We start from the raw sequence: 27,000 nt of genomic DNA on the forward strand, positions 1-27,000 counted from the left end.
GCGTCGGCTGTCGAAGAAGCCGCGTCCTGGCCTCTCGCACGCGGGGTGTCAGTAGCTGGGGAGGCTGCGGGGGCCGAGATCGTCCCGGGCCGGCGGGGGTGCGAGACGTACGTGCGCGTCGAGCACGGACAGCCCGTGGGTGGCGACGACGACGGGTTCGAGCGCGACGGAGACGATCTCGGGATGGTCGTCGACCAGCAGCGAGAGCCGCAGCAGCAGTTCCTCCAGGGCCGCCGTGTCGACGGGGGCAGCGCCGCGCCAGCCGAAGAGGAGCGGCGCCGCCCTGATGGACCTGATGAGTTCGGCGACGTCGCGGTCGGTGGCGGGCACCAGCCGGTGCGCGACATCCCCGAGCAGTTCGGAGGCGGCCCCGGCGAGACCGAAGGAGAGCACGGCACCCGCCGCCGGGTCGAACGTCGCGCGTACGACGGTGTCGAGGCCGCGCGGCGCCATGGCCTGGACGACGGGCCGCAGCTCGGCGGGGCTGCCGAGGGCCTCGGTCAGCTCCTGGTAGGCGAGCCGCAGCCGCTTCGCGTCGCCGAGTTCCAGCCGTACGCCGCCGAGGTCGGCGCGGTGCCGCAGCCCCGGCGCCGTGGTCTTGAGGGCGACGGGATAGCCGAGGGCGTCGGCCGCTTCGACGGCGGTGTCGGGGTCGGGCGCCGCCAGCGTCGGCCGGACGGCGATGCCGTAGTGGCCGAGCAGCGCACGCGAGTCGGCCGCCGACAGGGCGATCCCCCGGGTGTCGGGGGCGGCGCCGAGCAGCCGGGTGATGAGGGCCGCGGCCTCGCCCTCGGCGATGTTCTCGTACTCCGGGACCCGCCCGACGGCTGCGGCCTCCCGCCGCCACTGCGCGTACTTGACGGCTTCGCCGAGCGCCCGTACGGCCCGCTCGGCGGCGGGGTAGGCGGGGATCCGCCGGCCGGCGGCGGTGGAGTCCGCCGCTCCCAGGGCCTCGGCCAGGCCCTCGATCTCCACATGGACCACGGCCACCGGTTTGGCGGGGGCGTCGGGGGCCGCTTCCCTCAGGGCGGCCGCCAGGGCGGGGCCGTCGGCGGGATGGGCGGTGCCGTCGTCGGCGACGACGCCGGGGATCGCCGTCACCACGACCGCGTCGCAGGCCGGGTCGACGACGGCCGTGGCCAGCGCGGCGCTGAAGACCTCGGGGGTCGCCGCCGTCGTCAGGTCCAGCGGCGGCAGCGGGCGCAGCCCGGCGGCGAGGCAGGCGTCGTAGGTGAGCAGGCCGAGCGATTCGGAGTTGCCGAGGATGGCGACGCGCGGCCCGGCGGGCAGCGGCTGGCCCGCGAGGAGCAGTCCCGCGTCGACCATCTCGGTGACGGTGTCGACGCGGATGACGCCGGCCTGCCGCATCAGGGCCGAGACCGTGCCCTCCGGGATGCGGCTGACCGGGACGGCGTGGCCGGGCGGCTCGCTGCCGCTGTGCCGGGCGCCCTTGACGACGACGACCGGTTTCGTGGCGGCCATCCGCCGGGCGAGCCGGGTGAACTTGCGCGGGTTGCCGAGCGATTCGAGGTACATGAGGACGACGTCGGTCTCCGGGTCCTCGTACCAGTACTGCAGGAACTCGTTGCCCGAGACGTCGGCGCGGTTGCCCGCCGAGACGAACGACGACAGACCGGCGCCGCGCCGGTGCAGACCGGAGAGCAGGGCGATGCCGATGGCGCCCGACTGGGTGAAGAGTCCGATACGGCCGCGGTGCGGCGACTGCGGTGTGAGGGAGGCGTTCAGCCGTACGTCGTCGGCGGTGTTGATGATCCCGAAGGCGTTGGGGCCGATGAGCCGCATCCCGTACGAGCGGGCCTGCCGCAGCAGGGCGCGCTGGCGCTCCCTGCCCCGGTCGCCGCTCTCGGCGTATCCGGCGGAGAGCACGACCACGCCCCGTACGCCGTGGGCGCCGCAGTCGGCGACGGCTTCCGGCACCCGGTCGGCGGGTACGGCGATGACGGCCAGGTCGACGGGGCCCTCGACGGCGGCGACCGAGCGCAGGGCGGGTACGCCGTCCAGCTCGCCCGCGTCGTCGGCGAAGGCGCTGTTGACCGCGTACGTACGACCCGTGTAGCCCGAGCCGAGGAGGTTGCGCAGGACGGTGCGGCCGACGCCGCCCGGTGTGCGGCTGGTGCCGACGACGGCCACGGATCCGGGGGCGAGCAGCCGCTGCACCGAGCGGGCCTCGGCCCGCTGCTCGCGACCGCGCTGGACGGCCAGCGACTCCGCGGTGGGTTCGAGGTCGAGGGTGAGGCGTACGGCGCCGTCCTCGAAGCTGCGCTTCTGGGTGAATCCGGCGTCCCGGAACACCTTGATCATCTTGTTGTTGGCGGGCAGCACCTCGGCGGCGAAGCGCCGGATACCGCGCTCGCGCGCGACGGCCGCGATGTGTTCGAGCAGCGCGGAGGCGACGCCGCGCCCCTGGTGGGCGTCCTGCACGAGGAAGGCGACCTCCGCCTCGTCGGCGGGCGCGGAGGCCGAGCGGCCCAGCTCGTCGATCCGGTCGTAGCGGACGGTCGCGATGAAGTCGCCGCCCACGGTGACGGCGAGTCCGACCCGGTCGACGTAGTCGTGGTGGGTGAACCGGTGCACGTCCTTGTCGGAGAGCCGGGGGTACGGCGCGAAGAAGCGGTAGTACTTGGACTCGTCGGAGACCTGCTCGTAGAAGCTCACCAGCCGTTCGGCGTCGTCGGCGGTGATGGGTCTGATCCGTGCGGTGCCTCCGTCGCGCAGCACCACGTCTGCTTCCCAGTGATCGGGGTACGCGTGATCCGACGGCGTCATAAGCCCAGCCTATGGCCTGGACCGCGGCGTACGCAGCGGTCGCGGCCGGTGGCGGGGCGGGGCACCCTGGGGCGGCAGAACCGTTTCGGCTGCACATGAGAGACTGGTCTAGACAACCTCTTGAGACTTGAAGGGCAACACCATGGCTGAGCGCCGCGTCAACGTCGGCTGGGCCGAGGGCCTGCACGCCCGCCCCGCATCCATCTTCGTCCGCGCCGCCACGGCCTCCGGCGTCCCCGTCACGATCGCGAAGGAAGGCGGCAGCCCGGTCAACGCCGCGTCCATGCTCGCCGTGCTGGGACTCGGTGCGCAGGGCGGCGAGGAGGTCGTGCTCGCATCCGACGCCGACGGCGCCGAGGCGGCGCTCGACCGGCTGTCGAAGCTGGTGGCCGAGGGGCTGGACGAGCTTCCCGAGACGGTCTGACCCGCTCGGCACGTCCGAAGCGTCCGTAGGAGAGCGGCGGGGGGGCCCCCGCCGGGGGGGGGGCCCCCCCCGCCCGGGGGGCGGCGGGCCGGCGGGGCGGCGCCCCCGCGCCCCGCGGCGCCCCCGGCGCGGCGGCGGCGGCACGCGGGGGGGGGGCGGGGGGGGGGGCCCCCCCCCCCCCCCCGCCCCCCCCCCCCCCCCCCCCCCCCCGGGGCGGGGGGGGGGGGGGGGCCCCCCCGGGGGGGGGCCCCCCCCCCCGCTTCCGTGTCCGCGTGCGCCCGCGTGTCGCCGCCGCCGCCGTCAGACGTGCACGCCGTGCTCGCGCAGATACGCCAGCGGGTCGACGTCCGTGCCGTACTCCTGGCTCGTCCTGGCCTCGAAGTGCAGATGCGGCCCGGTGGTGTTGCCGGTCGCTCCTGAGCGGGCGATCCGCTCCCCCGGCATGACGGACTGGCCGACCGAGACCTGGATCGAGGAGAGATGGCCGTACTGCGTGTACATGCCGTCGCGCATCCTGATCACCACGTTGTTGCCGTACGCGCCGCCCCAGCCCGCCTCCACGACGGTGCCGGCGCCGACGGCGACCACCTCGGTGCCGGTGGCGGCGTGGAAGTCGATGCCGGTGTGGCTGCCGGACGACCACAGCGCCCCGCCGCTCTCGTAGCCGGTGCTCACGTACGCGTGCGCGACCGGCGTCCGGAAGGCGTTCAGCCGCTTGCGCGCGGCGGCGCGTGCGGCGCGCTGCCTGGCCTCGCGCACCTCTTGGGCGCGCGCCTCCGCCTTCCGCTTCGCCTCGGCCTTGGCCGCGGCGACCCGCTTCGCCTGCTCGGCCGCCGCCCGCTGGGCCGTCGCCTGGGCGGCGATCGTGTCGCTGATGGAGTCGCCGATGACGATGGCCTGGGTGGTGGTGCTGCCCTGTCCTGCGGCCGGGCCCTCGGGCTCGGCGGCGAGCGCCTGGGAGGACAGTGCTCCGACGACTCCGCCGACGGTGAGCGTCGCGACGCCCGCCACGCTCAGGCTCCTGCGGGTGGGACGTCTGCGGGCACGGTGCTTCCCGGTGGGACGGGTGAACGCCATGGAGTGGCTGGTCCTTTCCTTCCTTCTCGCCTACCGGGTTAGCTGACGGGTTCGGAGCAGGAAGGTCTCCTACGGGCACCTCCGCGCGGTCGGCGAAGGCATCCGATTCACCCCAGGGACGTGGGTCCCCGGCTCCCCAGGCTCGCGCCTGACGGGGACTCGGCGATGGCTGCCCGATGCCGCGGTCGCGGCTGGTGACTGGCGGACAGCCCGACCGACGCTAAGCGGGCGGACTTCGCATCGCCAAAACCGCGCGGGCATTTGTAGCGCACACCACAGGGCAGAGCGGGCAAAAGGGAGAACCCCGGCCACCCGCACCGGGGTTCTCCCTTTCCATCGCTCGGCGTGCGGAGCGATCAGCCCGCGACGACCGTCACATCGCCGATACCGAGAGCCGTGACCGGCTCCTTGATCTGCGCGGCGTCACCGACGAGCACCGTGACGAGCCGGTCGACCGGGAACGCGTTCACGGCCGCCGCCGTCGCCTCGACCGTGCCCGTCTCGGCCAGCCGCGCGTACAACTGCGCCTGGAAGTCGTCCGGGAGGTGCTGCTCGACCTGGTCGGCCAGCGTCCCGGCGACGGACGCGGCCGTCTCGTACTTCAGCGGGGCGACCCCGACCAGGTTCTGCACGGCGACATCCCGCTCGGCCTCGGTGAGGCCGTCGGCGGCGAGGGTGCGCAGCACCGTCCAGAGGTCGTCCAGCGCCGGGCCCGTGGACTCCGTGTCCACCGAACCGCTGATGGCGAGCATCGCGGCGCCCGTACCGTCGGCGGCCGAGCGCAGCACCTGGCCGAACGCCCGTACGCCGTACGTGTAGCCCTTCTCCTCGCGCAGCACCCGGTCGAGCCGGGAGGTCAGCGTGCCGCCCAGGCAGTACGTGCCGAGCACCTGGGCCGGCCAGACGCGGTCGTGCCGGTCGGCGCCGATGCGGCCGATCAGCAACTGCGTCTGCACGGCGCCCGGACGGTCCACGATCACGACGCGGCCCGTGTCGTCGGCGCTGATCGGCGGAACCGGGCGCGGCTCGGCCGTGTTGCCGGTCCAGTCGCCGAGGCTGTCGGCGAGCACCTGGTCCAGATCGACGCCGGTGAGGTCCCCCACGACCACGGCGGTGGCCGTGGCCGGGCGGACGTACGCGTCGTAGAAGGCGCGCACGGCCGCCGCGTCGATCCGTTCGACCGTCTCCTCGGTGCCCTGGCGCGGCCGGGACATCCGCAGGGAGGCGGGGAACAGCTCCCTGGAGAGCTGCTTGGCGGCGCGGCGGCCCGGGTTGGCCGTCTCGTGCGGGATCTCGTCGAGGCGGTTGCGGACCAGCCGCTCGATCTCGCTGTCCGCGAAGGCGGGGGCGCGCAGCGCCTCGGCGACCAGGCCGAGCGCCTTGGGCAGCCGGGAGACCGGCACTTCGAGGGAGACCCGGACGCCGGGGTGGTCGGCGTGCGCGTCGAGCGTGGCGCCGCAGCGCTCCAGCTCGGCGGCGAACTCCTCGGCCGAGTGCTTGTCGGTGCCCTCGGACAGGGCGCGCGCCATGATCGTGGCGATGCCGTCGAGCCCTTCAGGCTCGGCGTCGAGCGGCGCGTCGAGGCAGATCTCGACGGCCACCACCTGCTGTCCCGGGCGGTGGCAGCGCAGCACCGTCAGACCGTTGGCCAGGGCGCCGCGTTCGGGCGCGGGGAAGGCCCAGGGCCTGGCTTCGCCGGCCGTCGGCCGCGGGTGGAACTCCATGGTCGCGGCAGCCTCGGTCACTTGTCCGCCCCTTCGTGCTCGGTCTCTTCGGTGGCCGCTTCGCCGGCGGACTCTTCGGCGGACTCTTCGGCGGCGAGGGGTTCGTACACCAGCACCGCCCTGTTGTCGGGGCGCAGTCGCGCCGCCGCGACGGCCTTCACCTCGGCCGCCGTGATGTCCAGGACCCGGGTCACCGCGGTCAGGGCGAGCTGCGGGTCGCCGAACAGCACGGCGTACCTGCACAGTTCGTCGGCGCGCCCGGCGACCGTACCGAGCCGGTCCAGCCATTCGCGCTCCAACTGCGCCTGCGCGCGCTCCATCTCCTCGTCGGTCGGGCCCTCTTCGGCGAGGCGGGCCAGCTCCTCGTCGACGGCGGACTCGATCTGCGGGATCTCCACACCGCCGGACGTCTTGACGTCCAGCCAGCCGAGCGACGGCGCGCCGGCCAGGCGCAGCAGGCCGAAGCCGGCGGCGACGGCCGTACGGTCCCTGCGGACCAGGCGGTTGTGCAGCCGGGACGACTCGCCGCCGCCGAGGACGGTGAGCGCCAGGTCGGCGGCGTCGCACTCGCGCGTGCCGTCCTGCGGCAGCCGGTACGCGGCCATCAGCGCACGGGCCGGCACCTCTTCCTGGATCTCCTCGCGCAACTGCTCGCCGATGATGTCGGGGAGCGTGCCGTCGCGGGGCGGCTTCTTGCCGTCGTGCGAGGGGATCGAGCCGAAGTACTTCTCGACCCAGGCGAGCGTCTGCTCCGGGTCGATGTCGCCGACGACCGACAGCACCGCGTTGTTGGGCGCGTAGTTCGTACGGAAGAACGCACGCGCGTCGTCGAGCGTCGCCGCGTCCAGGTCGGCCATCGAGCCGATGGGGGTGTGGTGGTACGGGTGGCCCTCGGGGTAGGAGAGCGCGGTCAGCCGTTCGAAGGCCGTACCGTACGGGACGTTGTCGTACCGCTGGCGGCGTTCGTTCTTGACGACGTCGCGCTGGTTCTCCATCGACTCCTCGTCGAGCGCGGTGAGCAGCGAGCCCATCCGGTCGGCCTCCAGCCAGAGCGCGAGTTCGAGCTGGTGCGTGGGCATGGTCTCGAAATAGTTGGTGCGCTCGAAGCTGGTGGTGCCGTTCAGCGAGCCGCCGGCGCCCTGGACCAGTTCGAAGTGGCCGTTGCCCTTCACCTGTGCGGAGCCCTGGAACATCAGGTGCTCGAAGAGGTGGGCGAGTCCGGTACGGCCCTTGACCTCGTGACGGGAGCCGACGTCGTACCAGAGGCAGACCGCGGCGACCGGGGTGAGGTGGTCCTCGGAGAGCACCACGCGCAGGCCGTTGGCCAGCCGGTGCTCCGTCGCTGTCAGGCCGCCGGAGCCGGCCTGCGCTGTGGCCGTGTGACCCATGGGCATGTACGTCCCTTCGATGGCGAGGTGGAGAACTGCTGCCACTGTATGCAAGCGTGCTGACCGCTGGCGAAGTTCCCGCGTAACGGGCCCGCGCGACGGGTCGGGGTCCGTGATGTCAGTGGCACGGTCCACAATGGTCCGCGTCAGTGCAAGAACAAGCCGTACAGGACCTGTGAAGGAGCCGCAGCAGCGATGGCCCGCCGCAGCACGAAGACCCCGCCGCCGGAGGACTTCGAGGAGAAGATCCTCGACATCGACGTGGTCGATGAAATGCAGGGCTCCTTCCTTGAGTACGCGTACTCGGTGATCTACTCCCGGGCCCTGCCCGACGCGCGTGACGGCATGAAGCCCGTGCACCGCCGCATCGTCTACCAGATGAACGAGATGGGGCTGCGCCCCGACCGCGGCTATGTGAAGTGCGCCCGAGTCGTCGGTGAGGTCATGGGCAAGCTGCATCCGCACGGGGACGCGTCGATCTACGACGCGCTCGTCCGGATGGCGCAGCCGTTCTCGATGCGGCTGCCCCTGGTCGACGGACACGGCAACTTCGGCTCCCTCGGCAACGACGACCCGCCGGCCGCCATGCGGTACACGGAGTGCCGGATGGCCGACGCGACGTCGCTGATGACGGAGTCGATCGACGAGGACACCGTCGATTTCGAGCCGAATTACGACGGCCAGGAGCGGGAGCCGATCACGCTCCCCGCCGCGTATCCGAACCTCCTGGTGAACGGGGCGACGGGGATCGCGGTCGGGATGGCGACGAACATGCCGCCGCACAATCTGGGTGAAGTGGTGGCCGCCGCCCGCCATCTGATCCGGCATCCGGGCGCCGACCTGGAGACGCTGATGCGTTTCATCCCGGGCCCCGACCTGCCCACCGGCGGCCGGATCGTCGGCCTCGGCGGGATCAAGGACGCGTACGCGAACGGCCGGGGCACGTTCAAGATCCGCGCGACGGTCGCGATCGAGGACGTGACGGCGCGCCGCAAGGGCCTGGTCGTGACGGAACTGCCGTTCACGGTCGGCCCGGAGAAGGTGATCGCCAAGATCAAGGATCTGGTCTCGGCCAAGAAGCTCCAGGGCATCGCCGACGTCAAGGACCTCACCGACCGCTCGCACGGGCTGCGTCTGGTCATCGAGGTCAAGAACGGCTTCGTCCCGGAGGCGGTGCTGGAGCAGCTCTACAAGCTGACGCCGATGGAGGAGTCCTTCGGCATCAACAACGTGGCCCTGGTGGACGGTCAGCCGCTGACGCTGGGTCTGAAAGAGCTGCTCGAGGTCTATCTGGACCACCGGTTCACCGTGGTGCGCCGGCGCAGCGAGTTCCGCAGGACGAAGCGGCGCGACCGGCTGCATCTGGTCGAGGGGCTGCTGGTCGCGCTCATCGACATCGACGAGGTCATCCGGCTGATCCGGTCGAGCGACAACTCGGCGCAGGCCAAGGAGCGGCTGATCGAGCGCTTCTCCCTGACCGACGTCCAGACGCAGTACATTTTGGACACGCCGCTGCGCCGGCTCACCCGGTTCGACCGGATCGAGCTGGAGAGCGAGCGCGACCGGCTCAACGGCGAGATCGACGAGCTGACCGGGATCCTGGAGTCGGACAGCGAGCTGCGCAAGCTGGTCTCGGCCGAACTGGCCGTGGTGGCGAAGAAGTTCGGCACCCCGCGCCGTACGGTCCTGCTGGAGTCCGGCGCTTCGGTCGCCGCCGCTGTGCCGCTCGAAGTCGCCGACGACCCGTGCCGGGTGCTCCTGTCGTCGACGGGCCTGCTGGCCCGTACGGTCAACGGCGAGCCGCTGGAAGGCGGTGACGGCAGGCGCGTCAAGCACGACGTGATCATCTCGGCCGTGCCGGCGACGGCGCGCGGCGATGTCGGGGCCGTGACATCGGCCGGCCGGCTGCTGCGGATCTCGGTGATCGACCTGCCGCAACTGCCCGACACCGCGTCGGCGCCGAATCTCTCGGGCGGGGCACCGATCGCGGAGTTCCTCGCGCTGGACGCCGACGAGGACCTGATCTGCCTGACCACGCTGGACGAGTCGTCCCCGGGGCTCGCGCTGGGCACCCGGCAGGGTGTCGTCAAGCGGGTGGTCCCCGACTATCCGGCGAACAAGGACGAGTTGGAGGTCATCTCCCTCAAGGAGGGCGACCGCGTGGTGGGCGGCGCCGAGCTGCGTACCGGCGAGGAGGACCTGGTCTTCATCACCTCGGACGCCCAACTGCTGCGCTACCCGTCGGCGCAGGTGCGTCCGCAGGGCCGGGCCGCCGGCGGTATGGCGGGGGTCAAGCTGGCGGAGGGCGCGTCGGTGATCTCCTTCACGGCGGTGGATCCGGCGGCCGACGCGGTGGTGTTCACGGTCACGGGCTCCGAGGGCACGCTCGACGACTCGGTGCGTACGGCCAAGCTCACCCCGTTCGACCAGTACCCCCGCAAGGGCAGGGCGACCGGCGGGGTGCGCTGCCACCGGTTCCTCAAGGGCGAGGAGCTGCTGGTCCTCGCCTGGGCGGGCGCGAGTCCGGCCCGTGCGGCGAAGAAGAACGGCACCCCGGTGGAGCTGCCGGAGCTGGACCCGCGCAGGGACGGCTCGGGCCAGCCGCTGGAGACGACGGTCGAGGTGCTGGCGGGCCCGGCGCACTGACGGGCGGCACTAGGCCGGTTCCGCCGCGTCCCGTACGTAGCGCAGGACGCCCCACATGCCGTGTTCGTCGGCGGGGGCGTCCTGCGGCGCCGGGTCGCGGCACGCCTCCAACTCCTTGAGCAGGGCGTCCCGGTCGGTGCCCGCGCCGATCAGTACGAGCTGGCTGAGCCGCTGCTCGGCGGCTTGCCAGGGTTCCGGCGTGAAGCGCAGGAAGCGGCCGACGGCGTGCAGCGCGTAGCGGTGGTCCGGGTCGGCGGCGCCGAAGTCGACGAATCCCTTGATGCGGTAGAGCCCTTCGGGCCGCTCGTCGAGGAACGCCATCAGCCGGCGCGGGTCCAGCGGCTCGGCCGACACGAACTCCACGCTGTCGTAGGCGGCGTGGAGATGATCGTCGTGACCCGCTCCGCCGTCCTCCTCGGCCCGCAGGTCGTCGAAGGAGAGCTGCCCCACGGTCCGCGCGCCGGGCCTGCGGTCGAAGAGGACCTCCGGGTCGACGCGTCCGTGCGAGGCCGCGACGACCGGGGTGCCGGGGCTCAGTTCGGCGAGGACGCCGAGGATCCGCTCCCGCTCGGCCGGTTCCGTACGGTCGGTCTTGTTGAGCACGACGAGATCGGCGACGGCGAGATGCCGGTCCGTCTCGGGGTGCCGCGCCCTGGTCGCGTCGAACTCGGCGGCGTCGACGACCTCGACCAGTCCCCCGTAGCCGACGCGCGGGTTGTCGCCGGCGAGGACCATCCGGACGAGTTCCTGCGGCTCGGCGAGCCCGCTGGCCTCCACGACGATGACGTCGATGGCGAGTTCGGGGCGGGCGAGCCGGTCGAGATAGCCGTCCAGCTCACTGGCGTCCACGGCGCAGCACAGGCACCCGTCGCCGAGGGACACCATCGAGTCGACCTGCCCGGCGACGGTCAGGGCATCGATCTCGATGGCCCCGAAGTCGTTGACGACGACACCGATCCGGGTGCCCCGGCTCTGCGTCAGCAGATGGTTGAGGAGGGTCGTCTTCCCCGAGCCGAGGAATCCCGCGAGGATGACGACGGGGATGGCTTTGCTGGTCACGCCGCCTGATCGTAATGCCTGCCCGCTCAGCCGGCGGCGGGCACCGGCTGCGGCGGGGGCGGGCCCGTGTAGCGGGCCGCCGGACGGATGATCTTGGTGTCGGCCGCCTGTTCGAGGACGTTGGCGCTCCAGCCGACCACCCGGGCGGCGGCGAAGGTCGGGGTGAACATCTCGCGCGGCAGTCCGCACAGCTCCATGACGACCCCGGCGTAGAACTCCACGTTGGTGTGCAGCTCGCGGCCCGGCTTGAGTTCGGCGAGTACGGCCTCGACGCCCGCCTCGACCTGCACGGCGAAGTCCACCCGCGGCCCGCCGAACTTCTGGGCGATCCCGCGCAGCATGCGGGAGCGCGGATCCTCGGTGCGGTAGACGGCGTGGCCGAAGCCCATGATCCGGTCGCCCGCCAGGACCCGCTCCCTGATCCAGGGATCGATGCGGTCGGGCGTCCCGATGGCGTCGAGCGTGTCGAGCGCGCGGCTCGGCGCCCCGCCGTGCAGCGGTCCGGAGAACGCCCCGATGCCACCGACCAGGGCTGCGGCCAGGTCGGCGCCGGTGGAGGCGATGACCCGGGCGGCGAAGGTGGACGCGTTGAAGCCGTGGTCGATCGTGGAGATCAGATAATGCTCGATCGCGCGGGCCCGCTCGGGCTCCGGTTCCTCGCCGGTCAGCATGTACAGGTAGTTCGCCGCGTACGGCAGGTCCTCACGCGGCTCCACCGGCTCAAGCCCCTGGCCCAGCCGGTGCAGCGCGGTGAGCAGCGTCGGTACGACGGCGCACACGGCGAGCGCGTCCTCACGCCTGCGGTCCGCGGCGATGTCGTACAGCGGGCTCAGTCCCGCCGAAGCGCCGAAGAGCGAGAGTGCGGTGCGCAGCCCGGCGAGCGGTCCCGAGCGGGCGCAGAGCCGGGCGACGGCGGGCAGCACGTCCCACACGTCGTCGGGCAGCTTGCGCAGCGCGGCCGTCCGGGCGGTGAAGGCCGCGCGGGCGGCGCGGTCCGGCAGCTCCCCCTCGAACATCAGGTGCCAGACGTCCTCGAACTCGCGGGTCTGCGCCAGCTCGACCGCCGAGTACTGGCGGTAGTGGTAGAAGCCCTCGCGGCCCCTGACGTCACCGAGTGCGGTCTCGGTGACGACGACGCCCGCGAGTCCGCGCGGTACGTCGGGCACCGGGGTGTCGGTCCCGTTTGCCGGCATGGTCTGCCTCCCTGCTGTGGTTCTAGCTGCTGTGTTTTCGAACTTGATTCAACTGTCCATGCTTGATGAGATCACTGTCAACATTGATTGAATCAATATGTGTACGGTGGGGACCATGAGCGACGCCATGGACGACGGCACAGGTGAGGGCACCGGCGACGGCACGGGTGGGGAGCGGCGGCTGACCACCCGCGAAGCGGCCGAGCTGCTCGGTGTGAAGCCGGAGACGGTCTACGCGTACGTCAGCCGCGGCCAGCTCACCAGCCGCCGCGACCCCGGCGGCCGAGGCAGCACCTTCGACGCCGCCGAAGTGGACGCGCTCGCACGCAGGGGCCGCAGGGAGCCCGCCACGGGCGGCGGCGACCCCGTCCCGCGCATCCGTACGGGCATCACGCTGATCGAGGGCGACCGCTACTACTTCCGCGGTGTGGACGCGACGGAACTCGCCCGTACGTTCCGCTACGAGGAGATCGCCGACTGGCTCTGGACGGGCTCGCTCGACCCCGGCGTACGGTTCAGCGCGCCCGCCGAGGCGCTGGCCGCCGCCCGCCGCTCCGTCGCCGCGCTGCCCGCGCACAGCGGCTCGACGGACCGGCTGCGGGTGGCGGCCGTCGCCGCCGCTGTCGCCGACCCGCTGCGTTTCGACCTCTCCCCCGCCGCCGTGCTCGGCACGGCCCGCAGTCTCATCCCGACCCTCGTCGACGCGCTGCCCGCGGTCGGCGGGCCCGCGCGCGGCGACGCCGGAATCGCGGGGCGGCTGTGGCCCAAGCTGACCGAACGGGTCCCCGGCGAGGCCGGGTTGCGCACGCTGGACATGGCGCTGTCGCTGCTGATCGACCACGATCTGGCGGCCTCGACACTGGCCGTACGGGTCGCGGCCTCGGCGCGCGCCCATCCGTACGCGGTGGTCTCGGCGGGGCTCGGCGCCCTGGACGGTCCGCTGCACGGGGCGGCGAGCGGGCTCGCCCACCGGATGCTCACCGAAGTGCTGGAGCGGGGCAGCGCGGCGGCCGTCGTCGCCGACCATCTGCGGGCGGGCCGACGGGTGCCGGGGCTCGGCCACCGGCTCTACCCGGGCCCCGATCCGCGCGCGGTGGCGCTCTTCACCGTCCTGCGCGAACTGCCGGGCGCCGAGCCCGTACTGGCGGCGGCGCGCGAGGTGGAGGCGACCACGGCCCGGCATGTGCGGCTGTACGCCAACGTCGATCTGGCGCTGGCCGTGTTTTCCGTGGTCACGGGCATGGCGGCCGACGCGGGCGAGACCGTGTTCGCGGTGGCCCGTACGGCGGGGTGGATCGCGCACGCGCTGGAGGAGTACGGCGAGCGGCCGCTGCGGATGCGCCCGGTCGGGCAGTACAGCGGCCCCCGCCCGCCCGGTCAACTGCCCCGAGCGGACGGGGGCCCAGGACTGCCGTAAGCCGTCCCGGCTACTTCGCCTGCGGCCAACTGCCGCAGTCGTCCCACACGGTGTCGAGCCCGGAGTTGCCTCCGCCGTCCGTCACCGTGAAGGTGCCGCTGCCCGTGGGGAACGGGCAGTTGTAGACGCCGGCGGCGCCGAGGCCCGACGCCTTGACGTTGCTGATCTTCGCCGAGCCCGGGGTCTCCGCCTGGACGGCGACCGTGCCGGCCCCGTCGACCGTCGCGCCGTCGATGGTCACGTTCTGCACGGCCTTGCCCGTACCCCCGCCGGAGACGAACTCGAAGGCGCTGTACGGGCTGTCGGTGAAGGTCGTGTCGTTGATGTTGACGTTCGCCTCGATGGCGCTGTCGTACGCGTCGACCCGCAACGCCCCCATCGCATGGCCCCAGTTGGGGTTGATCGCGCCGGTGCGCACCAGCGTGTTGCCGGTGACCGTGATGGTGCCGGCCAGCGGGAAGAACGGGTCGGCGAACTTCTGGTTGGAGATCGCTATCCCGCTGCCGAGCGCGTTGGTGTCCTGGACGAGGTTGCCCTGGACGGTGATGTCCGTGCCGCCGTAGATCGCGATCCCGTTGGCCAGGTTCGGCTGCGAGATCGTGTTGTCGGTGAACGAGCTGCCCTCGTCGGCCGAGTTGAGCGACCACATGGCGAGCGAGTCGTCACCCTGGTTGCGCAGGAAGTTGTCGCGCACCTGGACGTTGCGGGCGCCGCCGTTGAGGTTGAGGCCGTCGGCCGTGGTGTCGAGGATGCGGTTGTTCTCCACGACGAGGTTGTCGTTGTTCCCCGTCAGCCACAGACCGACCTTGAGGTGCTGGATCCACATGCCGGAGACCGACGAGTCGGGCCCGAGCGAGCCGTTGACGAAGTTGTCGGGGCTGCTGTCGTTGCGCTCGGTGACCTCGCCCATGACGGCGAAGTCATGGAGCCCCACCTTGCCCGCGCTGCCGCTCTGGTTGATGAAGCTGGAGCTGTGCACGACGGAGTACCAGCCGCCGGCGCCCCTGAGGTCGACGTTCTCCACGCCGCTGAGCGCGGAGGTCAGCTTGTAGTCGCCCGGCGGGATCCAGACGGTGCCGCCCCTGGCCGCGCTGATGGCGTCCCGGAACGCCTGCGTGGAGTCGCCTGCGCCACTGGGGTCGGCGCCCTTGTCGACGACGGACACCGCGCCGGCCGGGGCGGTGGCCGCGGCGGCGACCTGCTCGAAGTCCGCGACGTCGACGGTGGTCGGGACGCTCGCCTCGAACTTCACCTTGGCACCGGCCGGCAGGTCGGCGCCGAGCAGCGCGCGGGTGTTGTCGAACAGGTGGTGGGTCTTGGCGCCGACGATCCAGGGGGTGTCGACGTAGGAGTACTTGGAGGTGACGGGCAGCGTCGTACCGGTCTTCTGCCCGTCGACGTAGACCGCGAGCGTGCCCGACTGGCCGTCGGGGACGCTGTACGAGAGGTTCACGGCGTTGGCGGCCTTCGGCAGCGTGAACTCCACGCTCTGCCCGGCGTCGAGCCGCACCGCCTGCCGGCCCGACGCCTCGGAGGCGAGGGTGCCCTGGGTGTGGTCCGGGCCGATCTTGGCGCCGTCCGTGGTGGCGCTCTCCGCCTCGACGGAGCTGAAGGGGAGGCTCGCGCCCGCCGTCGCCGCTGCCGTCGCCGTGGGGGCGACGAGTGCGAGCCCGGTCGCCGCCACCGCCACCGCGGTGGCGGCGGCAAGTGTCATGTGCCTGACATGTGCATTCATGTGGGGATCCTGCACCTTCCTGTGGGGGGAGGGATGTCGGGAGGCAGTGTCCTCCCACTCGCCGGTCCGCGGCGCCCGCCCGCCCGTGGGGGGCGGGACGGGGCGCCGCGGCCAGCGAGAAACCGTGTGGCGGCGGGTCAGACCCGCAGCCAGGCCGCGGTGTCCTGCGGCAGCCGCCCGTCGGCCAGCGGACCGCTGGTGATCAGGACGGCGCTGTGCGGCGGGAGTTCGGCGGGTTCTGCGGCGAAGTTCACGACGCAGACCAGCCCTTCGGACCGGCTGAACGCCATGACGCCGGGTGCGCTGTCCAGCCAGCTCAGCGGCCCGTCGCCGAAGCCCGGTTCGGTGCGGCGCAGCCGCAGGGACTCCCGGTAGAGCGTGAGCATCGACGCCGGATCGTCGGCCTGGAGATCGGCCGCGTACCCGGGCCAGGACGGCGGCTGCGGCAGCCACGGCTCGGCGTCCGAACCGAACCCCGCGTACGGCGCGTCGGCCGTCCACGGCAGCGGCACCCGGCAGCCGTCGCGGCCCGGGTCGACACCGCCGGAGCGCAGGTGCATCGGGTCCTGGATGCGGTCGATCGGGATCTCCACCTCGGGCAGGCCCAGTTCCTCGCCCTGGTAGAGGTAGACGGCGCCGGGGAGCGCCAGCGAGAGCAGCGCCGCCGCCCTGGCGCGGCGGGTGCCGAGCGCCAGGTCGGTCGGGGTGCCGAAGGTCTTGGCCGCGAAGTCGAACCCGCTCTCCGCCCGGCCGTACCGGGTGACCGTACGGGTCACGTCGTGGTTGGCGAGCACCCAGGTCGCAGGGGCGCCGACCGGCGCGTGCTCGGCGAGTGTCTCGTCGATGGCCGTTCTGAGCAGGTCCGCGTCCCACGGACAGGTCAGGAAGTTGAAGTTGAACGCGGTGTGCAGCTCGTCCTGGCGCAGATAGCGTACGAAGCGCTCGGTGTCCGGCAGCCACACCTCGCCGACGAAGATGGCGTCGTACTCGTCGGCGATCGCCCGCCAGGCGCGGTAGATGTCGTGCAGCTCGTCCAGGTCGACGTACGGGTGCGGGTCCTGTCCTGCGACGAAGTCCGGCAGCAGCGGGTCCTTGGTCAGCAGCGCGGCGGAGTCGATGCGTACCCCCGCCACCCCCCGGTCGAACCAGAAGCGCAGCACGTCCTCGTGTTCCTGGCGCACCGCGGGGTGGTCCCAGTTGAGGTCGGGCTGCTCGGGTGCGAAGAGGTGCAGGTACCACTCGCCGTCGGGGAGGCGGGTCCAGGGGGTGCCGCCGAACTCGCCTACCCAGTCGTTCGGGGGGAGTTCGCCGTCGTCGCCGCGCCCCGTCCTGAAGTGGAACAGCGCGCGCTCGGGGCTGCCGGGGGCGGCGGCGAGCGCCGCCTTGAACCAGGCGTGCTGGTCGGAGACATGGTTGGGCACGACGTCGATGATCGTGCGGATACCGAGCTGGCGCGCCTCGGCGATCAGCTTCTCCGCCTCGGCGAGGGTGCCGAACGCCGGGTCGATCGTGCGGTAGTCCGCGACGTCGTAGCCGCCGTCGGCGAGCGGGGAGAGGTACCACGGGGTGAACCAGAGGGCGTCCACGCCCAGTTCCACGAGATACGGCAGCCTGGCCCGCACGCCGGCGAGATCGCCGGTTCCGTCTCCGTCACCGTCGGCGAAGCTGCGAACGTAGACCTGGTAGATGGCGGCATCACGCCACCAGTTCGTATCGGCGGGCGCCAGGGGGCTGCCTTCCATGGGACGTTCCTTTCGGGGCTTGTGCGGTGGCCCTCACGGCGGTGACGTCCGTGACGAGGCGAGGGTGGTTCGTGGGCTGCGCACCGCCGCCCCACAGCGGGGACAGGATCGGTGACGGCGGTGCGCAGGATGTGCGGCCGGGCCGGCGGACCGGCTCAGCCCGTGCTGGTGTGGCGCTCGTACACCAAAACCTCCATCAACGGCGAACCGAGGCAGGGGAGAGCTGACTCACGGTGCGGGCCTTCGGTGCGGAAGGTGACTGAGGGGGGTGGCGGGGTGCGGGCCGTGGTCAGCCCTTGGTGCTGCCGGCACTGATGCCGGCGATGATGTGGCGCTGGAAGACGAGGAACATCAGGACCATCGGCAGGCTGGCGATGACCATCGCGCCGATCAGCACCGGCGTGGAGATGTTCTGGGACAACTGGACCAGGGCGACGCTGATGGGCTGCTTGTCGGTGTCGGAGAAGACCATCAACGGCCACAGGAAGTCCTGCCAGACGGCGACCAGGGCGAAGATCGAGACAACCCCGAGCACGGGTCTGGACATCGGCAGCAGAATCGACCAGAGCGTACGGAGCTGTCCTGCGCCGTCGATCTCGGCGGCCTCCAGGACGTCGCGCGGGATCTGGTCGAAGAACCGCTTGAGCAGATAGAGGTTGAACGCGTTGGCGACGGCCGGCAGCCAGATGCCCAGCGGGTCGTTGAGCAGGCTGGTGTGGATCAGCGGCAGGTCGGCGATCGTCAGGTACTTGGGCACGACCAGCGCCTGCGCCGGGACCATCAGGGTGGCCAGGATGCCGCCCAGGATGACCTTGCCGAAGGCCGGCTTCAGCTTGGACAGCGAGTAGGCCGCCGCCGTGCAGAAGACGATCTGCAGGATCCAGGCGCCCGCCGCCTGCACCACCGTGTTCCACAGGTGCGTGGGCAGGTCCATCAGGTCCCACGCGTCGGTGTATCCCTTGAAGTTGAGGGACTTGGGCAGCAGGGTCGGCGGTGTCTGCTGCAGTTCGCCCGCCGACTTCATGGCCCCCGAGACCATCCAGTACACGGGGAACAGGAAGGCCGCCGCGAAGACCAGGACCACGGCGGTGAAGATGATCCAGTAGATCGTCTTCCCGCGCGGGCTGGCGAGCGTGAGCGGGGAGACGAGGGTGCGGATGGCCGTACCGTCCGGCTTCTTGCCGGTGGCCTCGACGGGCGCGGGGGGTGCCTGCCGGGGAGGCGGCGCGATCTGGGTCATGGCGCTGCGCTCCTCTCAGTCGTCGGTGCGGGTGAACCGCAGGTAGAGGGCGGAGAAGATGCTGAGCAGGACGAGCAGCATCACGCTCAGGGCGCAGGCCCCGCCGAAGTTGTTGTAGAGGAAGGCGTACTTGTAGATCAGGTAGAGGATGGTGACCGTCGAACTCTCGGGACCGCCTCCGGTGATCACGAAGGGTTCGGTGAACACCTGCATCGTGGCGATGATCTGCAGGAGCATCAGCATCAGGATGATGAAGCGGGTCTGCGGGACCGTCACGTGCCGTACGCGCTGGAAGATGCTGGCGCCGTCGAGTTCGGCCGCCTCGTACAGCTCCCCCGGGATCCCCTGGAGCGCCGCGAGGTAGATCAGGACCGTACCGCCCATGTTCGCCCAGGTGGCGACGATGACCAGGGAGATCAGGGCGGTGTCGGTGCCGTTCGACCAGTTCGACGTCGGCAGGTGCAGCGAGCTGAGCACCTCGTTGGCGAGGCCGGCTCCCGGATCGTAGAACCACTTCCAGAGCAGCGCGCTGACCACCGGCGGGATCATCACCGGGAGGTAGACGACCACCCGGAAGAAGGCCCTGGCGTGCCGGAGTTCGTTGAGCACCAGTGCCATCAGGAACGGTACGGCGAACCCGATCAGCAGGGCGATCAGGGTGAAGGTGAGGGTGTTGCGCCAGGCCGTACCGAACTCCGGGTCCTGGAAGACCGCGGTGAAGTTGTCGGTTCCCACCCACTCCGGAGCCGATCCGGGGGTGTACTTCTGGAACGCGATGATCACTGCGCGGATCGCCGGGTACCAGGAGAACAGCAGGAAGCAGAGCAGGCCGCCGATCAGGAAGCCGTAGGCGCGCACCTGATGGGAGAGCTTGCGGCGCAGGGGGCTGGTGGAGCCCCGACGGCCCGCCGGGCGATCCCCCTGCTGAGGGGGGATCGCGACGGCGGACCGCTGAGGAGCCTGGGCTGTTTTCATCGGTGCGTCAGCTCCGAGCCAGAATTCCGTCGATCTTGGTTCCCGCGTCCTTCAGCAGACTGTCGATGTTGGCGTCCTTCTTGGTGAGGACGGCCGAGACAGCGGCGTCGAGGACCGAGTAGATCTGCTGGGCGTTGGCCGGCTCCAGCTTCGGCGTCAGCGCCTGGCTGCCGTCGAGGAAGGCCTGGTAGTTCTCGACCGGGACGTTGGCGTACTGCTTCTTCAGCGCCAGGTCCTTGGCGTCCGTGGCACCGGTCCACAGCCGCGGCTCGGGCAGTCCGACCGGGGCCTTGTTGGCCGCCGCGCGCTTCCAGTTGTTCAGCCCGGAGCCGGGGGTGTTGGTCTGGAACTCCAGCCACTTCAGACCGGCCTTGATCTGCTCCGGGGTGTCCTTCTTGTTGAACATGTAGCCGTCACCGCCGGCCAGGGTGCCCTTGCCGCCGGGCATCGGAGCGAGGGCGAGGTCGTCGTAGTTGCCGCCCTTCTCCTTGACCAGGATCGGGATGTTGTCCGGCGCCGAGATGTACATGCCGAGCTTGCCCGAGCCCATCATCTGCTGGACGTCGTTGAGGATGAGGAGCTGCTTCGAGCCCATCGAGTTGTCGGCCCAGCGCATGTCCTTGAGGTTCTGCAGGACGGCCTTGCCCTCGGGGCTGTCGACGTTGGACTTCTTGCCGTCCGGGCTGACCACGTCACCGCCCTGCGAGTACACCTCGGCGGTGAAGTGCCAGCCGCCCTGGTTCTGCGCGCTGTAGTCGGCGTATCCCACGGTCCCGTTGCCGAGCGCGGCGATCTTCTTGGCGGCGGCGCGGACCTCTTCCCAGGTGGCCGGGGGCTTGTTGGGGTCGAGTCCCGCCTGCGTGAAGAGCTTCTTGTTGTAGAGGAGGCCCATCGAGTAGTTGGTGCGCGGAACGCCGTAGACCTTGCCGTCGACGGTGTAGACGTCGCGCAGCGACTGCTGGATGTCGCTGTAGCCCTTCATGTTCTTCACGTACGACGTGATGTCGGCTGCCTGGTTGATGTCGACGACGTGCTTGGCGTCGGTGAAGTACGTGTAGAACACGTTCTCCATCTGGCCGCCGGCGAGCTTCGCGTCGAAGGTCTTGGGGTCCTGGCAGGGGAAGGCGTCCGCGCCGACGATGTCGATCGTCGGGTTGGCCTTCTCGAAGGTCTTGATGTCGTCTTCGAAGCTCTTGCGGTCGATCTTGGCGCTCTTGGGCGGCTCGCAGTTCACGCTGATCTTGGTCTTGCCACCCGCGGAGTTCTCGCTGTCCGAGCCGCATGCGGCCAGTCCAGTGAGGGCCAGCGCGGTGGCTATGGCGGCGGTACACGTACGGCGGAACCCGGGACTTCTCATCGGTGGGACCCCTCTTGGGCAGGAGCGTGGGAAACCCACAGCTTCTCGCTGTGTGGCGGCGCTCACTCAACCACTAACTACGGATGTCCGCAATATGTCGCTCCGATTTCGCAAATACTTGACAGTCACCTGCATGACCTGACCTGCCGACGAGCCGCACCCCCACCACCGCCCCTCCCGGGCCGGACGGGGCACACGGCGGCCACGGGCCGCGATGTCCGGCGTACTTTCCGTACGACAAGTTCACCCCCGGGGTCGCACCTCCGGAGTGACACACGATGATCGCGTCGCCGAATCGTCTGGCTTTTGCGTTCCATTCGTGAAAAATTGCCAGAGCACTCTCGGCGACGACCTCGGCGGGCAGAACCGGCCAGGCGTGGCGGCAGCCGGCTGCCGGCGGGCAGCAGGCTCGGCAGCGGGCGGCGGCAGCGGGCTCGGCGGGCGGTCACTGAACCGAACGTTCCGCTCAGGCCGTGGGTCCGTAATATTTCGTGCGTGTTTCGAAAAAGTTCGACAGTCAGCCGCGCGCTGCTGCTTCGGCCCGTGCCGCCTGGCGCGGCGCCTGCGCCGTCGAGCTGCGTACGACCAGCTCCGGCTCGAACAGCAGCTCGCCGGGGGGCACGGCGCCACCCTGGATCTGGGCCGTCAGCATCTCGACGGCGGCCCGGCCCATCGCCTCGATCGGCTGGCGCACCGTGGTCAGCGGGGGCTCCATGCAGTTCATGAAGGCGGAGTCGTCGAAGCCCACCACCGACACGTCGCCGGGCACGTCGAGACCGCGCCTGCGGGCCGCCCGTACGGCGCCGAGGGCCACCGGGTCGCTGGCGCAGATGATGCCCGTCACACCCCGGTCCAGCAGCCGTGAGGCGGCCGCCTGACCGCCTTCGAGGGAGAACATGGACCGCTCGATGTACTCGTCGGGCAGCTTGGCCTTGGTCGCCTTGGCGGTCGCGATGGCGGCCGCCAGCTTGCGCCGGGACGGCACGTGGTCGCCGGGGCCGAGCACCAGGCCGATGCGCTCGTGGCCGAGCGAGGCGAGATGGCGCCAGGCCTGCTCGACGGCGACCGCGTCGTCGCAGGAGATGCAGGGGAAGTCGAGGTTCTCGATGGGGGCGTTGATCAGCACCACCGGGATCTTCCGCTCGGCGAGCTGGCGGTAGTGGTCGTGCGGGGCGTCGGCCTGGGCGAACAGACCGCCGGCGAAGACGACCCCGGAGACCTGCTGCTGGAGCAGCAGCTCCACGTAGTCGGCCTCGGAGACGCCGCCCTTGGTCTGCGTACAGAGCACGGGAGTGAGCCCCTGCTGGGCGAGTGCGCCGCCGATCACCTCGGCGAACGCGGGGAAGATGGGGTTCTGCAGCTCCGGCAGGACCAGCCCGACGAGCCGGGCGCGCTCACCGCGGAGCTGGGTGGGCCGCTCGTAGCCCAGCACGTCGAGCGCGGTCAGCACGGACTGCCGTGTCGCCTGCGAGACCCCTGGTTTGCCGTTGAGCACCCGGCTGACCGTGGCCTCGCTGACTCCAACCTTCTTAGCCACCTGAGCAAGTCGTCGCGTCATACCTGCAAGACTATCGCAAAGAACGCAAGTCACTTGCTCTTCTGTGTAAAGACCCCAACATGCGTTCAACGGGCACGGTGCCGACCGGGATGAACCCGGCCGGCACCGTCCGGTACGGACCCTTACGGGTTGATGTTGATCTTCATCGTGGAGGTGGTGTTCTTGATGTCCTGGGCGTTGCCGCTCAGCTTGAGACCGTTGAACGTCACCTCACCGACGGCCGGACCCTGTCCCGCCTCCGGCATCTCGTTCGCCCAGATACCGAAGCCCGACTTCGCGTCGAAGGCGTCGCCGCTCTTCTTGGCCCCGGAGATCGAGATGTCCGTCAGGATCGTGTCCTTGATCGGGAACTGCGGCTGTCCTCCTACGTAGTTGGTCTGGAACATGATGCCGCTGTAGGTCGGATCGACGATGTCGACGTTGTTGATCCGGATCCCCTGGAAGATCTTCGAGGCCGAGAACAACCAGATGGCCGGGAAGGTCTGGGTGCCCCAGAAGTGGCCGCCGGTTCTCACCAGCGACATGTTCTCCAGGGTGGTGGGCTGGGTGCCGAAGCCGTTCATCGCGTAACCGAAGTCCAGCGAGCTGACCGTGACACCCGAGTAGACGAGCGTGTCCGCGACGTAGATGTTGCGGAAGGTGTTGTTGTAGCCGCCGTAGACGGCGATGCCCGCCGCACGCCAGGTCGTGAGAGCCGTCAGGTTCTCGTAGACGTTGTTGTACATGTCGGCGCCGCCGGCGTCGATCGCCGAGAACAGCGCGAAGCTGTCGTCACCGGTGGACCGCGCCTCGTTGTTGACGACGTGGTTGTCGGTCGAGCCGTTGGTCATGTTGATGCCGTCGGCGAACGTGTCACGGATCCGGGAGTTGCTGATCGTGATGCGGTCGGCGTTGGCGCCCCAGTAGAGGCAGACCGTGTGCTCGTTCCAGATGTTGTCGATCGTGATGTCGGTGATGTTCGAGAAATCGAACACCTTGCCAGGGCCGTCGATACGCGAGGTGTAGTTGCCGAAGTACGCGAAGTTCTTGAAGGACGAGCCCTTCGCCGCCGCCTCGGCCCGGAAGCCGACGTCGGTGTTCTCCTGCGTGTCCGGCGCGTGGAACCTGGTGAACCAGGGGCCCGCCCCGACGACCTGGACCGGCTTGCCGTAGACCTGGAACTTGCTGGAGGTCTGGTAGTCACCGGCCGGCAGGTAGACACCCACCAGCTTTCCCGTGGTGTCCATCCGGACCTTGTCCAGCGCGTTCTGCACGTCCTGCTGGGCGAATCCGGTCGGGGTCACATAGGTGGCCGGGTCCGGGTTGGCGATCTGCGCGACCTGCTCCGTGTTGATGAAGTCGATCGCGTACTTGGACGTGTTGGCCGCGTCCTTCTGCAGCCGGATCTTGCTGCCCGCCGGGACGGTCGTCCCGAGCATGACGTTCGCCTCGTCGTAGATGTGCCGCGGCCCGCCGGAGCCCGGGGAGTTGCCGGGGCCCGTCTCCGCGCCGTACAGCCACGCGTACTTCGACGTCAGGTCGATCGCCTTGAGGAAGGTGCCGTTGACGTAGATGTTCAGGTTGGCCTGGGTGCCGCCGCCACCCGCGGAGTCCGGGATGGAGAACCGCGTCACCAGCGTGTTGGTGCTGGCCCTGGTGGTGAACTCGACGTAGTTGCCGGTGTTGTTGAGGGTGACGGCCTTGCGGCCCGACGCCTCGCCCGCGAGGTCGCCGACGGTCCTGTTCGGACCGACGACCTGTGCGCCGCCGCCGGCGACGCCGTCCTCGGCCTCGTACATGTCGTACGGCATGTCGGCGCCGCGGCCCACGAAGAACGACTGGGTCGAGGTGTTGTTGGCGCGCTTGACCGGCAGCTCGTTGGCGTCGTCGGCTATGACGACCTTGATCGTGTACGAGCCGTTGGCCGCCGTCCAGGTGCCGAGACCGACGGTCCCCGAGGTGGCGCCCGCCGCGATGGCCCCGTTGTAGGCGCCGGTCAGGGTCTTGACCGTGGCGCCCGACTCGTTGAGCAGGGTCAGCGTGATGGCGTGGGCGCCCGCGGCGGAGGCCACGGTGCCCTGGTTCTTGATGGCGGCCGAGAAGGTGACGGTGTCACCCGCGGCCGGGGAGGACGGGGTCGTGGCGACGCTCGCCGCGACCAGGTCCGAGCTGGAGACCGGCTTGACCACCAGCGAACTGGCTGCGGTGAAGCTGTTGTTGGTCTCGTTGGACTCGATGACCGCGTTCGCCGGGTCGGCGACCGCGCTCAGTTCGTACGTACCGGCGTCACGGGCGCCGATGTTGGCGGTGACGGTGGCCGAGGCGCCGGCGGCGAGCGCGCCCACGTTGGCCGTGGCGACCTTGGTGCCGGCGAGCCGCAGTTCGACCGTGCTGGCGGGGGCCGCGACGGCTCCGCCGTTGCGTACCGTCGCCGACAGGGTGACCGGGTCGGACTCGACCGGCGCGGCCGGCGACGCGGAGAGCGCGGTGACCTGGAGGTCCGGGTTCGGGGCAGGGGTGCCCAGCACCTGGAACTCGGCCACCTGGCCCGCACCGGAACCGGTGTTGGAGTTGATCTTCAACTGCACGTCGGCGACCCGGCCGTTGACCGGGATCGTCACCGAGTTCCCGGTGGCCGGGTTGAAGGTGTAGTTCTGCGCGGCCGACAGGCTGGTGAAGGTGGTGGAGTCCTGCTCACGGCCGAGCACCTGGATGTTCTGGGTGCGGGTGGACCAGGAGTTGTCGGGGTTGAGCTTGACGACCACGCTCTGCGTGTCGGCGTTCGAACCGAGCTTGACCGTAAGGGTGTTGGGGTAGCTGCCGCCCGCGCCCTCCCAGTAGGTGTCGAGCTTGTTGTCGACGGCGTTCTCGGCGACGAAGGTGAAGACCGACGAGGACGCGGTGACCGGCTTGCCGACGGCGAGGTTGGACGCTGTGCCCGTACTGCCGTTCCTGGTCACGGTGTTGCTGTTGCCGGACCGGTTGCCCGCGGCGTCCTTGGCCCGTACGTAGTACGAGACGGTGGTGCCGGCCGGCTGGGTGTCCGTGTACGTCGTGACGTTGCCGGCGACCGTGCCGCGCAGCGCGTTGTTGGCGTAGACCTCGTAGCCGGTCACGCCCGTGTTGTCCGAGGACGCGCCCCAGTTGAGCTTGATCTGGCCCGAGGCGGGCTCGGTGAAGCTGAGGTTCGACGGCACCGTGGGGGCCTGCGTGTCACCGGTGTCGCCGGTACGCGTGACGGTGTTGCTGTTGCCCGACACGTTGCCGGCCGCGTCCTTGGCCCGCACGTAGTACTGGATCGTCGAGCTGGTGGGCTGGGTGTCGGTGAAGGTCGTGACATTGCCGGCGACGCTGCTGCGCAGCTCGTTGTTGGCGTAGATGTCGTAACCCGTCACGGCGGTGTTGTCCGTCGACGCGTTCCAGGTCAGCTTGATCTGACCGGTGACCGGCTGGGTGAAGGCGAGGCCGGTCGGCGCCGAGGGGGCCACGGTGTCGCCGGTCGCGGGCCCGTAGACCTCGAACTCGGAGAGCTGGGCCGCGGGCCAGGCGGAGTTGGCCGTGAAGGTGGCGCGCACGTAGCGCGTGGTGGTCGAGTTGAAGGTGATGGTGACCGTGTTGCCGGAGGCCGGGTCGAACGTGTACGCCTTCGAGGCCGCCACATCGCTGAAGGTGGACCCGTTGGTCGAACCCTGGACCTTCAGCGTCTCGCTGCGGGTCTCCCAGCCGTCGGGCAGCTTCAGTACGACGCTGTTGACGGCGACGGACGAGCCCAGGTCGGCCTGGATCCACTGCGGGAAGGCGTTGTTCTGGCTCTCCCAGTAGCTGGCCTTGTTGTTGTCGTTGGCCTTCGCCGCCGGGTACACGTCGGTGAAGCTGCTCGCGGTGAGCGTCTTGCCGAGGGCGAGGTTGTCCGAGGCCGCGGCGGCGGCCGCCGTGTGCACTTCGAGTTCGGACAACTGGGCCTTGGCGCCCGCGGTGTTGTCGGTGATGTCCGCCCGCACGTAGCGCGCCTTGGTGGCGGGGAAGGACACGGTCACCTGGTTGCCCGCGCCGGGGCTGAAGGTGTATTTCGCGGACGACTTCAGTGTCTCGAAGCTGCTGCCGTCGGCGCTGCCCTGGATCGACAGGGTCTGCTTGCGGGTCGCCCAGTCGGCGGGGACCTTCAGCACCACCTGGTCGACGCGCTTGCTGGACCCGAGGTCGGTCTGCACCCACTGGGAGGCGCCCTTGCCGGTGCCTTCCCAGAACGTGGACTGGTTCCCGTCAGTCACGTTCTTCGCTGCGGCCTTGCTCGCCGCCGCGCTTGCCGCTGCGGCCCGGCCCGCTGCGGCGTTGGGCCCGTCGGCCGCCATGGCTGCGGCGGCCGGCCAGCCGATCATCAAAAGACTGGTGGTGGTGACGGCGGAGACTACCCGCCATCTCCAGCGTAGCGATCTCAATGGATCCCCGATCTTCGGCCTCGGCGCGGGGGGCGGCGAGGGCGCGGCTCTGGCTGCTGGCATGCCGGGGGTGGCATGCGTTTCTGCACTAATGAACGGAGTCTTTTGCGTATTGCGGTCAGAGAGTTGCAGAGAAATGCGAGTGCGTCTACTGCTCGGACAGAACGAAATCGTCCGGAGCACGTCAGACGCTCGTCCGCATACCCGCACACCAGCCGGTTTCTGGCCGATCGTCAGGGAACGTAAGCGGTCCGCAAATG

The 27,000-nt window shown here is 70.5% G+C and carries 16 protein-coding genes and 1 riboswitch; of the genes, 3 read left to right on the top strand and 13 right to left on the bottom strand.

From position 1 onward, the window contains the following. Positions 1-48 precede the first annotated feature (48 nt). On the bottom strand, positions 49-2,787 hold the full coding sequence (locus ACZ63I_RS13100; RefSeq protein ID WP_469338162.1) for a bifunctional acetate--CoA ligase family protein/GNAT family N-acetyltransferase: 2,739 nt from the start codon (positions 2,785-2,787) through the stop codon (positions 49-51). A gap of 142 nt (positions 2,788-2,929) precedes the next feature. Between ACZ63I_RS13100 and ACZ63I_RS13105 the strand changes: the two genes are divergently transcribed. Continuing rightward, a complete protein-coding gene (locus ACZ63I_RS13105; protein ID WP_469338164.1) occupies positions 2,930-3,211 on the top strand; it encodes an HPr family phosphocarrier protein in 282 nt (93 codons plus the stop codon). A 300-nt stretch (positions 3,212-3,511) separates the two neighbouring features. Here ACZ63I_RS13105 and ACZ63I_RS13110 read toward each other — a convergent pair whose 3' ends face one another. The 3 genes from ACZ63I_RS13110 to ACZ63I_RS13120 form a co-directional block, all read right to left on the bottom strand. After that, on the bottom strand, positions 3,512-4,288 hold the full coding sequence (locus tag ACZ63I_RS13110; RefSeq protein WP_469338166.1) for a M23 family metallopeptidase: 777 nt from the start codon (positions 4,286-4,288) through the stop codon (positions 3,512-3,514). Between the two features lie 13 nt (positions 4,289-4,301). Next, a riboswitch (cyclic di-AMP (ydaO/yuaA leader) is annotated at positions 4,302-4,463 on the bottom strand. 181 nt (positions 4,464-4,644) lie between these two features. Next, the gene (locus ACZ63I_RS13115; protein WP_469338379.1) at positions 4,645-6,012 is read right to left on the bottom strand and encodes a M16 family metallopeptidase; all 1,368 of its coding nucleotides are present in this window, start codon (positions 6,010-6,012) and stop codon (positions 4,645-4,647) included. A 17-nt stretch (positions 6,013-6,029) separates the two neighbouring features. Further along, a complete protein-coding gene (locus ACZ63I_RS13120) occupies positions 6,030-7,406 on the bottom strand; it encodes a M16 family metallopeptidase (protein ID WP_469338381.1) in 1,377 nt (458 codons plus the stop codon). Between the two features lie 189 nt (positions 7,407-7,595). Here ACZ63I_RS13120 and ACZ63I_RS13125 point away from each other — a divergent pair, with 189 nt between their 5' ends. After that, complete coding sequence (locus ACZ63I_RS13125) at positions 7,596-10,046, top strand: DNA gyrase/topoisomerase IV subunit A (protein ID WP_469338168.1); 2,451 nt, start codon at positions 7,596-7,598, stop codon at positions 10,044-10,046. Positions 10,047-10,055: 9 nt separating this feature from the next. Here ACZ63I_RS13125 and ACZ63I_RS13130 read toward each other — a convergent pair whose 3' ends face one another. Further along, a complete protein-coding gene (locus ACZ63I_RS13130) occupies positions 10,056-11,105 on the bottom strand; it encodes a CobW family GTP-binding protein (protein ID WP_469338170.1) in 1,050 nt (349 codons plus the stop codon). A 26-nt stretch (positions 11,106-11,131) separates the two neighbouring features. Then, complete coding sequence (locus ACZ63I_RS13135; RefSeq protein ID WP_469338171.1) at positions 11,132-12,298, bottom strand: citrate synthase/methylcitrate synthase; 1,167 nt, start codon at positions 12,296-12,298, stop codon at positions 11,132-11,134. 115 nt (positions 12,299-12,413) lie between these two features. Between ACZ63I_RS13135 and ACZ63I_RS13140 the strand changes: the two genes are divergently transcribed. Further along, on the top strand, positions 12,414-13,715 hold the full coding sequence (locus tag ACZ63I_RS13140; protein WP_469338173.1) for a citrate synthase: 1,302 nt from the start codon (positions 12,414-12,416) through the stop codon (positions 13,713-13,715). Between the two features lie 10 nt (positions 13,716-13,725). Here ACZ63I_RS13140 and ACZ63I_RS13145 read toward each other — a convergent pair whose 3' ends face one another. The 7 genes from ACZ63I_RS13145 to ACZ63I_RS13175 all read right to left on the bottom strand — a co-directional run bounded on the left by ACZ63I_RS13145 (position 13,726) and on the right by ACZ63I_RS13175 (position 26,740). Beyond that, positions 13,726-15,450: a glycosyl hydrolase family 28-related protein gene (locus ACZ63I_RS13145; protein ID WP_469338174.1), complete on the bottom strand. Its 1,725-nt coding sequence runs from the start codon at positions 15,448-15,450 to the stop codon at positions 13,726-13,728. Positions 15,451-15,587: 137 nt separating this feature from the next. Beyond that, a complete protein-coding gene (locus ACZ63I_RS13150) occupies positions 15,588-17,192 on the bottom strand; it encodes a glycoside hydrolase family 13 protein (protein WP_469338176.1) in 1,605 nt (534 codons plus the stop codon). 289 nt (positions 17,193-17,481) lie between these two features. Beyond that, positions 17,482-18,432, bottom strand: a complete 951-nt coding sequence (locus tag ACZ63I_RS13155; RefSeq protein WP_469338177.1) for a carbohydrate ABC transporter permease — start codon at positions 18,430-18,432, stop codon at positions 17,482-17,484. A gap of 15 nt (positions 18,433-18,447) precedes the next feature. Further along, complete coding sequence (locus ACZ63I_RS13160) at positions 18,448-19,407, bottom strand: carbohydrate ABC transporter permease (RefSeq protein ID WP_469338178.1); 960 nt, start codon at positions 19,405-19,407, stop codon at positions 18,448-18,450. Between the two features lie 7 nt (positions 19,408-19,414). Continuing rightward, positions 19,415-20,764: an ABC transporter substrate-binding protein gene (locus ACZ63I_RS13165; protein WP_469338180.1), complete on the bottom strand. Its 1,350-nt coding sequence runs from the start codon at positions 20,762-20,764 to the stop codon at positions 19,415-19,417. Positions 20,765-21,281: 517 nt separating this feature from the next. Continuing rightward, a complete protein-coding gene (locus ACZ63I_RS13170) occupies positions 21,282-22,322 on the bottom strand; it encodes a LacI family DNA-binding transcriptional regulator (RefSeq protein WP_469338182.1) in 1,041 nt (346 codons plus the stop codon). Positions 22,323-22,444: 122 nt separating this feature from the next. Next, positions 22,445-26,740 carry a discoidin domain-containing protein gene (locus ACZ63I_RS13175; RefSeq protein WP_469338184.1) on the bottom strand — a complete coding sequence of 1,432 codons (4,296 nt, stop codon included), beginning with the start codon at positions 26,738-26,740 and terminating at the stop codon, positions 22,445-22,447. Positions 26,741-27,000: the final 260 nt, after the last annotated feature.

The sequence above is a fragment of the Streptomyces sp. NPDC087906 genome, from assembly GCF_055584925.1.

Bases quoted from the DNA above. Each gene is read 5' to 3' on its own strand.
- ACZ63I_RS13160 (WP_469338178.1), bottom strand. From the start codon at position 19,407: ATGAAAACAGCCCAGGCTCCTCAGCGGTCCGCCGTCGCGATCCCCCCT.
- ACZ63I_RS13150 (WP_469338176.1), bottom strand. From the start codon at position 17,192: ATGGAAGGCAGCCCCCTGGCGCCCGCCGATACGAACTGGTGGCGTGAT.
- ACZ63I_RS13155 (WP_469338177.1), bottom strand. From the start codon at position 18,432: ATGACCCAGATCGCGCCGCCTCCCCGGCAGGCACCCCCCGCGCCCGTC.
- ACZ63I_RS13145 (WP_469338174.1), bottom strand. From the start codon at position 15,450: ATGAATGCACATGTCAGGCACATGACACTTGCCGCCGCCACCGCGGTG.
- ACZ63I_RS13125 (WP_469338168.1), top strand. From the start codon at position 7,596: ATGGCCCGCCGCAGCACGAAGACCCCGCCGCCGGAGGACTTCGAGGAG.
- ACZ63I_RS13140 (WP_469338173.1), top strand. From the start codon at position 12,414: ATGAGCGACGCCATGGACGACGGCACAGGTGAGGGCACCGGCGACGGC.
- ACZ63I_RS13115 (WP_469338379.1), bottom strand. From the start codon at position 6,012: ATGGAGTTCCACCCGCGGCCGACGGCCGGCGAAGCCAGGCCCTGGGCC.
- ACZ63I_RS13110 (WP_469338166.1), bottom strand. From the start codon at position 4,288: ATGGCGTTCACCCGTCCCACCGGGAAGCACCGTGCCCGCAGACGTCCC.
- ACZ63I_RS13135 (WP_469338171.1), bottom strand. From the start codon at position 12,298: ATGCCGGCAAACGGGACCGACACCCCGGTGCCCGACGTACCGCGCGGA.
- ACZ63I_RS13105 (WP_469338164.1), top strand. From the start codon at position 2,930: ATGGCTGAGCGCCGCGTCAACGTCGGCTGGGCCGAGGGCCTGCACGCC.
- ACZ63I_RS13120 (WP_469338381.1), bottom strand. From the start codon at position 7,406: ATGCCCATGGGTCACACGGCCACAGCGCAGGCCGGCTCCGGCGGCCTG.
- ACZ63I_RS13170 (WP_469338182.1), bottom strand. From the start codon at position 22,322: ATGACGCGACGACTTGCTCAGGTGGCTAAGAAGGTTGGAGTCAGCGAG.
- ACZ63I_RS13165 (WP_469338180.1), bottom strand. From the start codon at position 20,764: ATGAGAAGTCCCGGGTTCCGCCGTACGTGTACCGCCGCCATAGCCACC.
- ACZ63I_RS13100 (WP_469338162.1), bottom strand. From the start codon at position 2,787: ATGACGCCGTCGGATCACGCGTACCCCGATCACTGGGAAGCAGACGTG.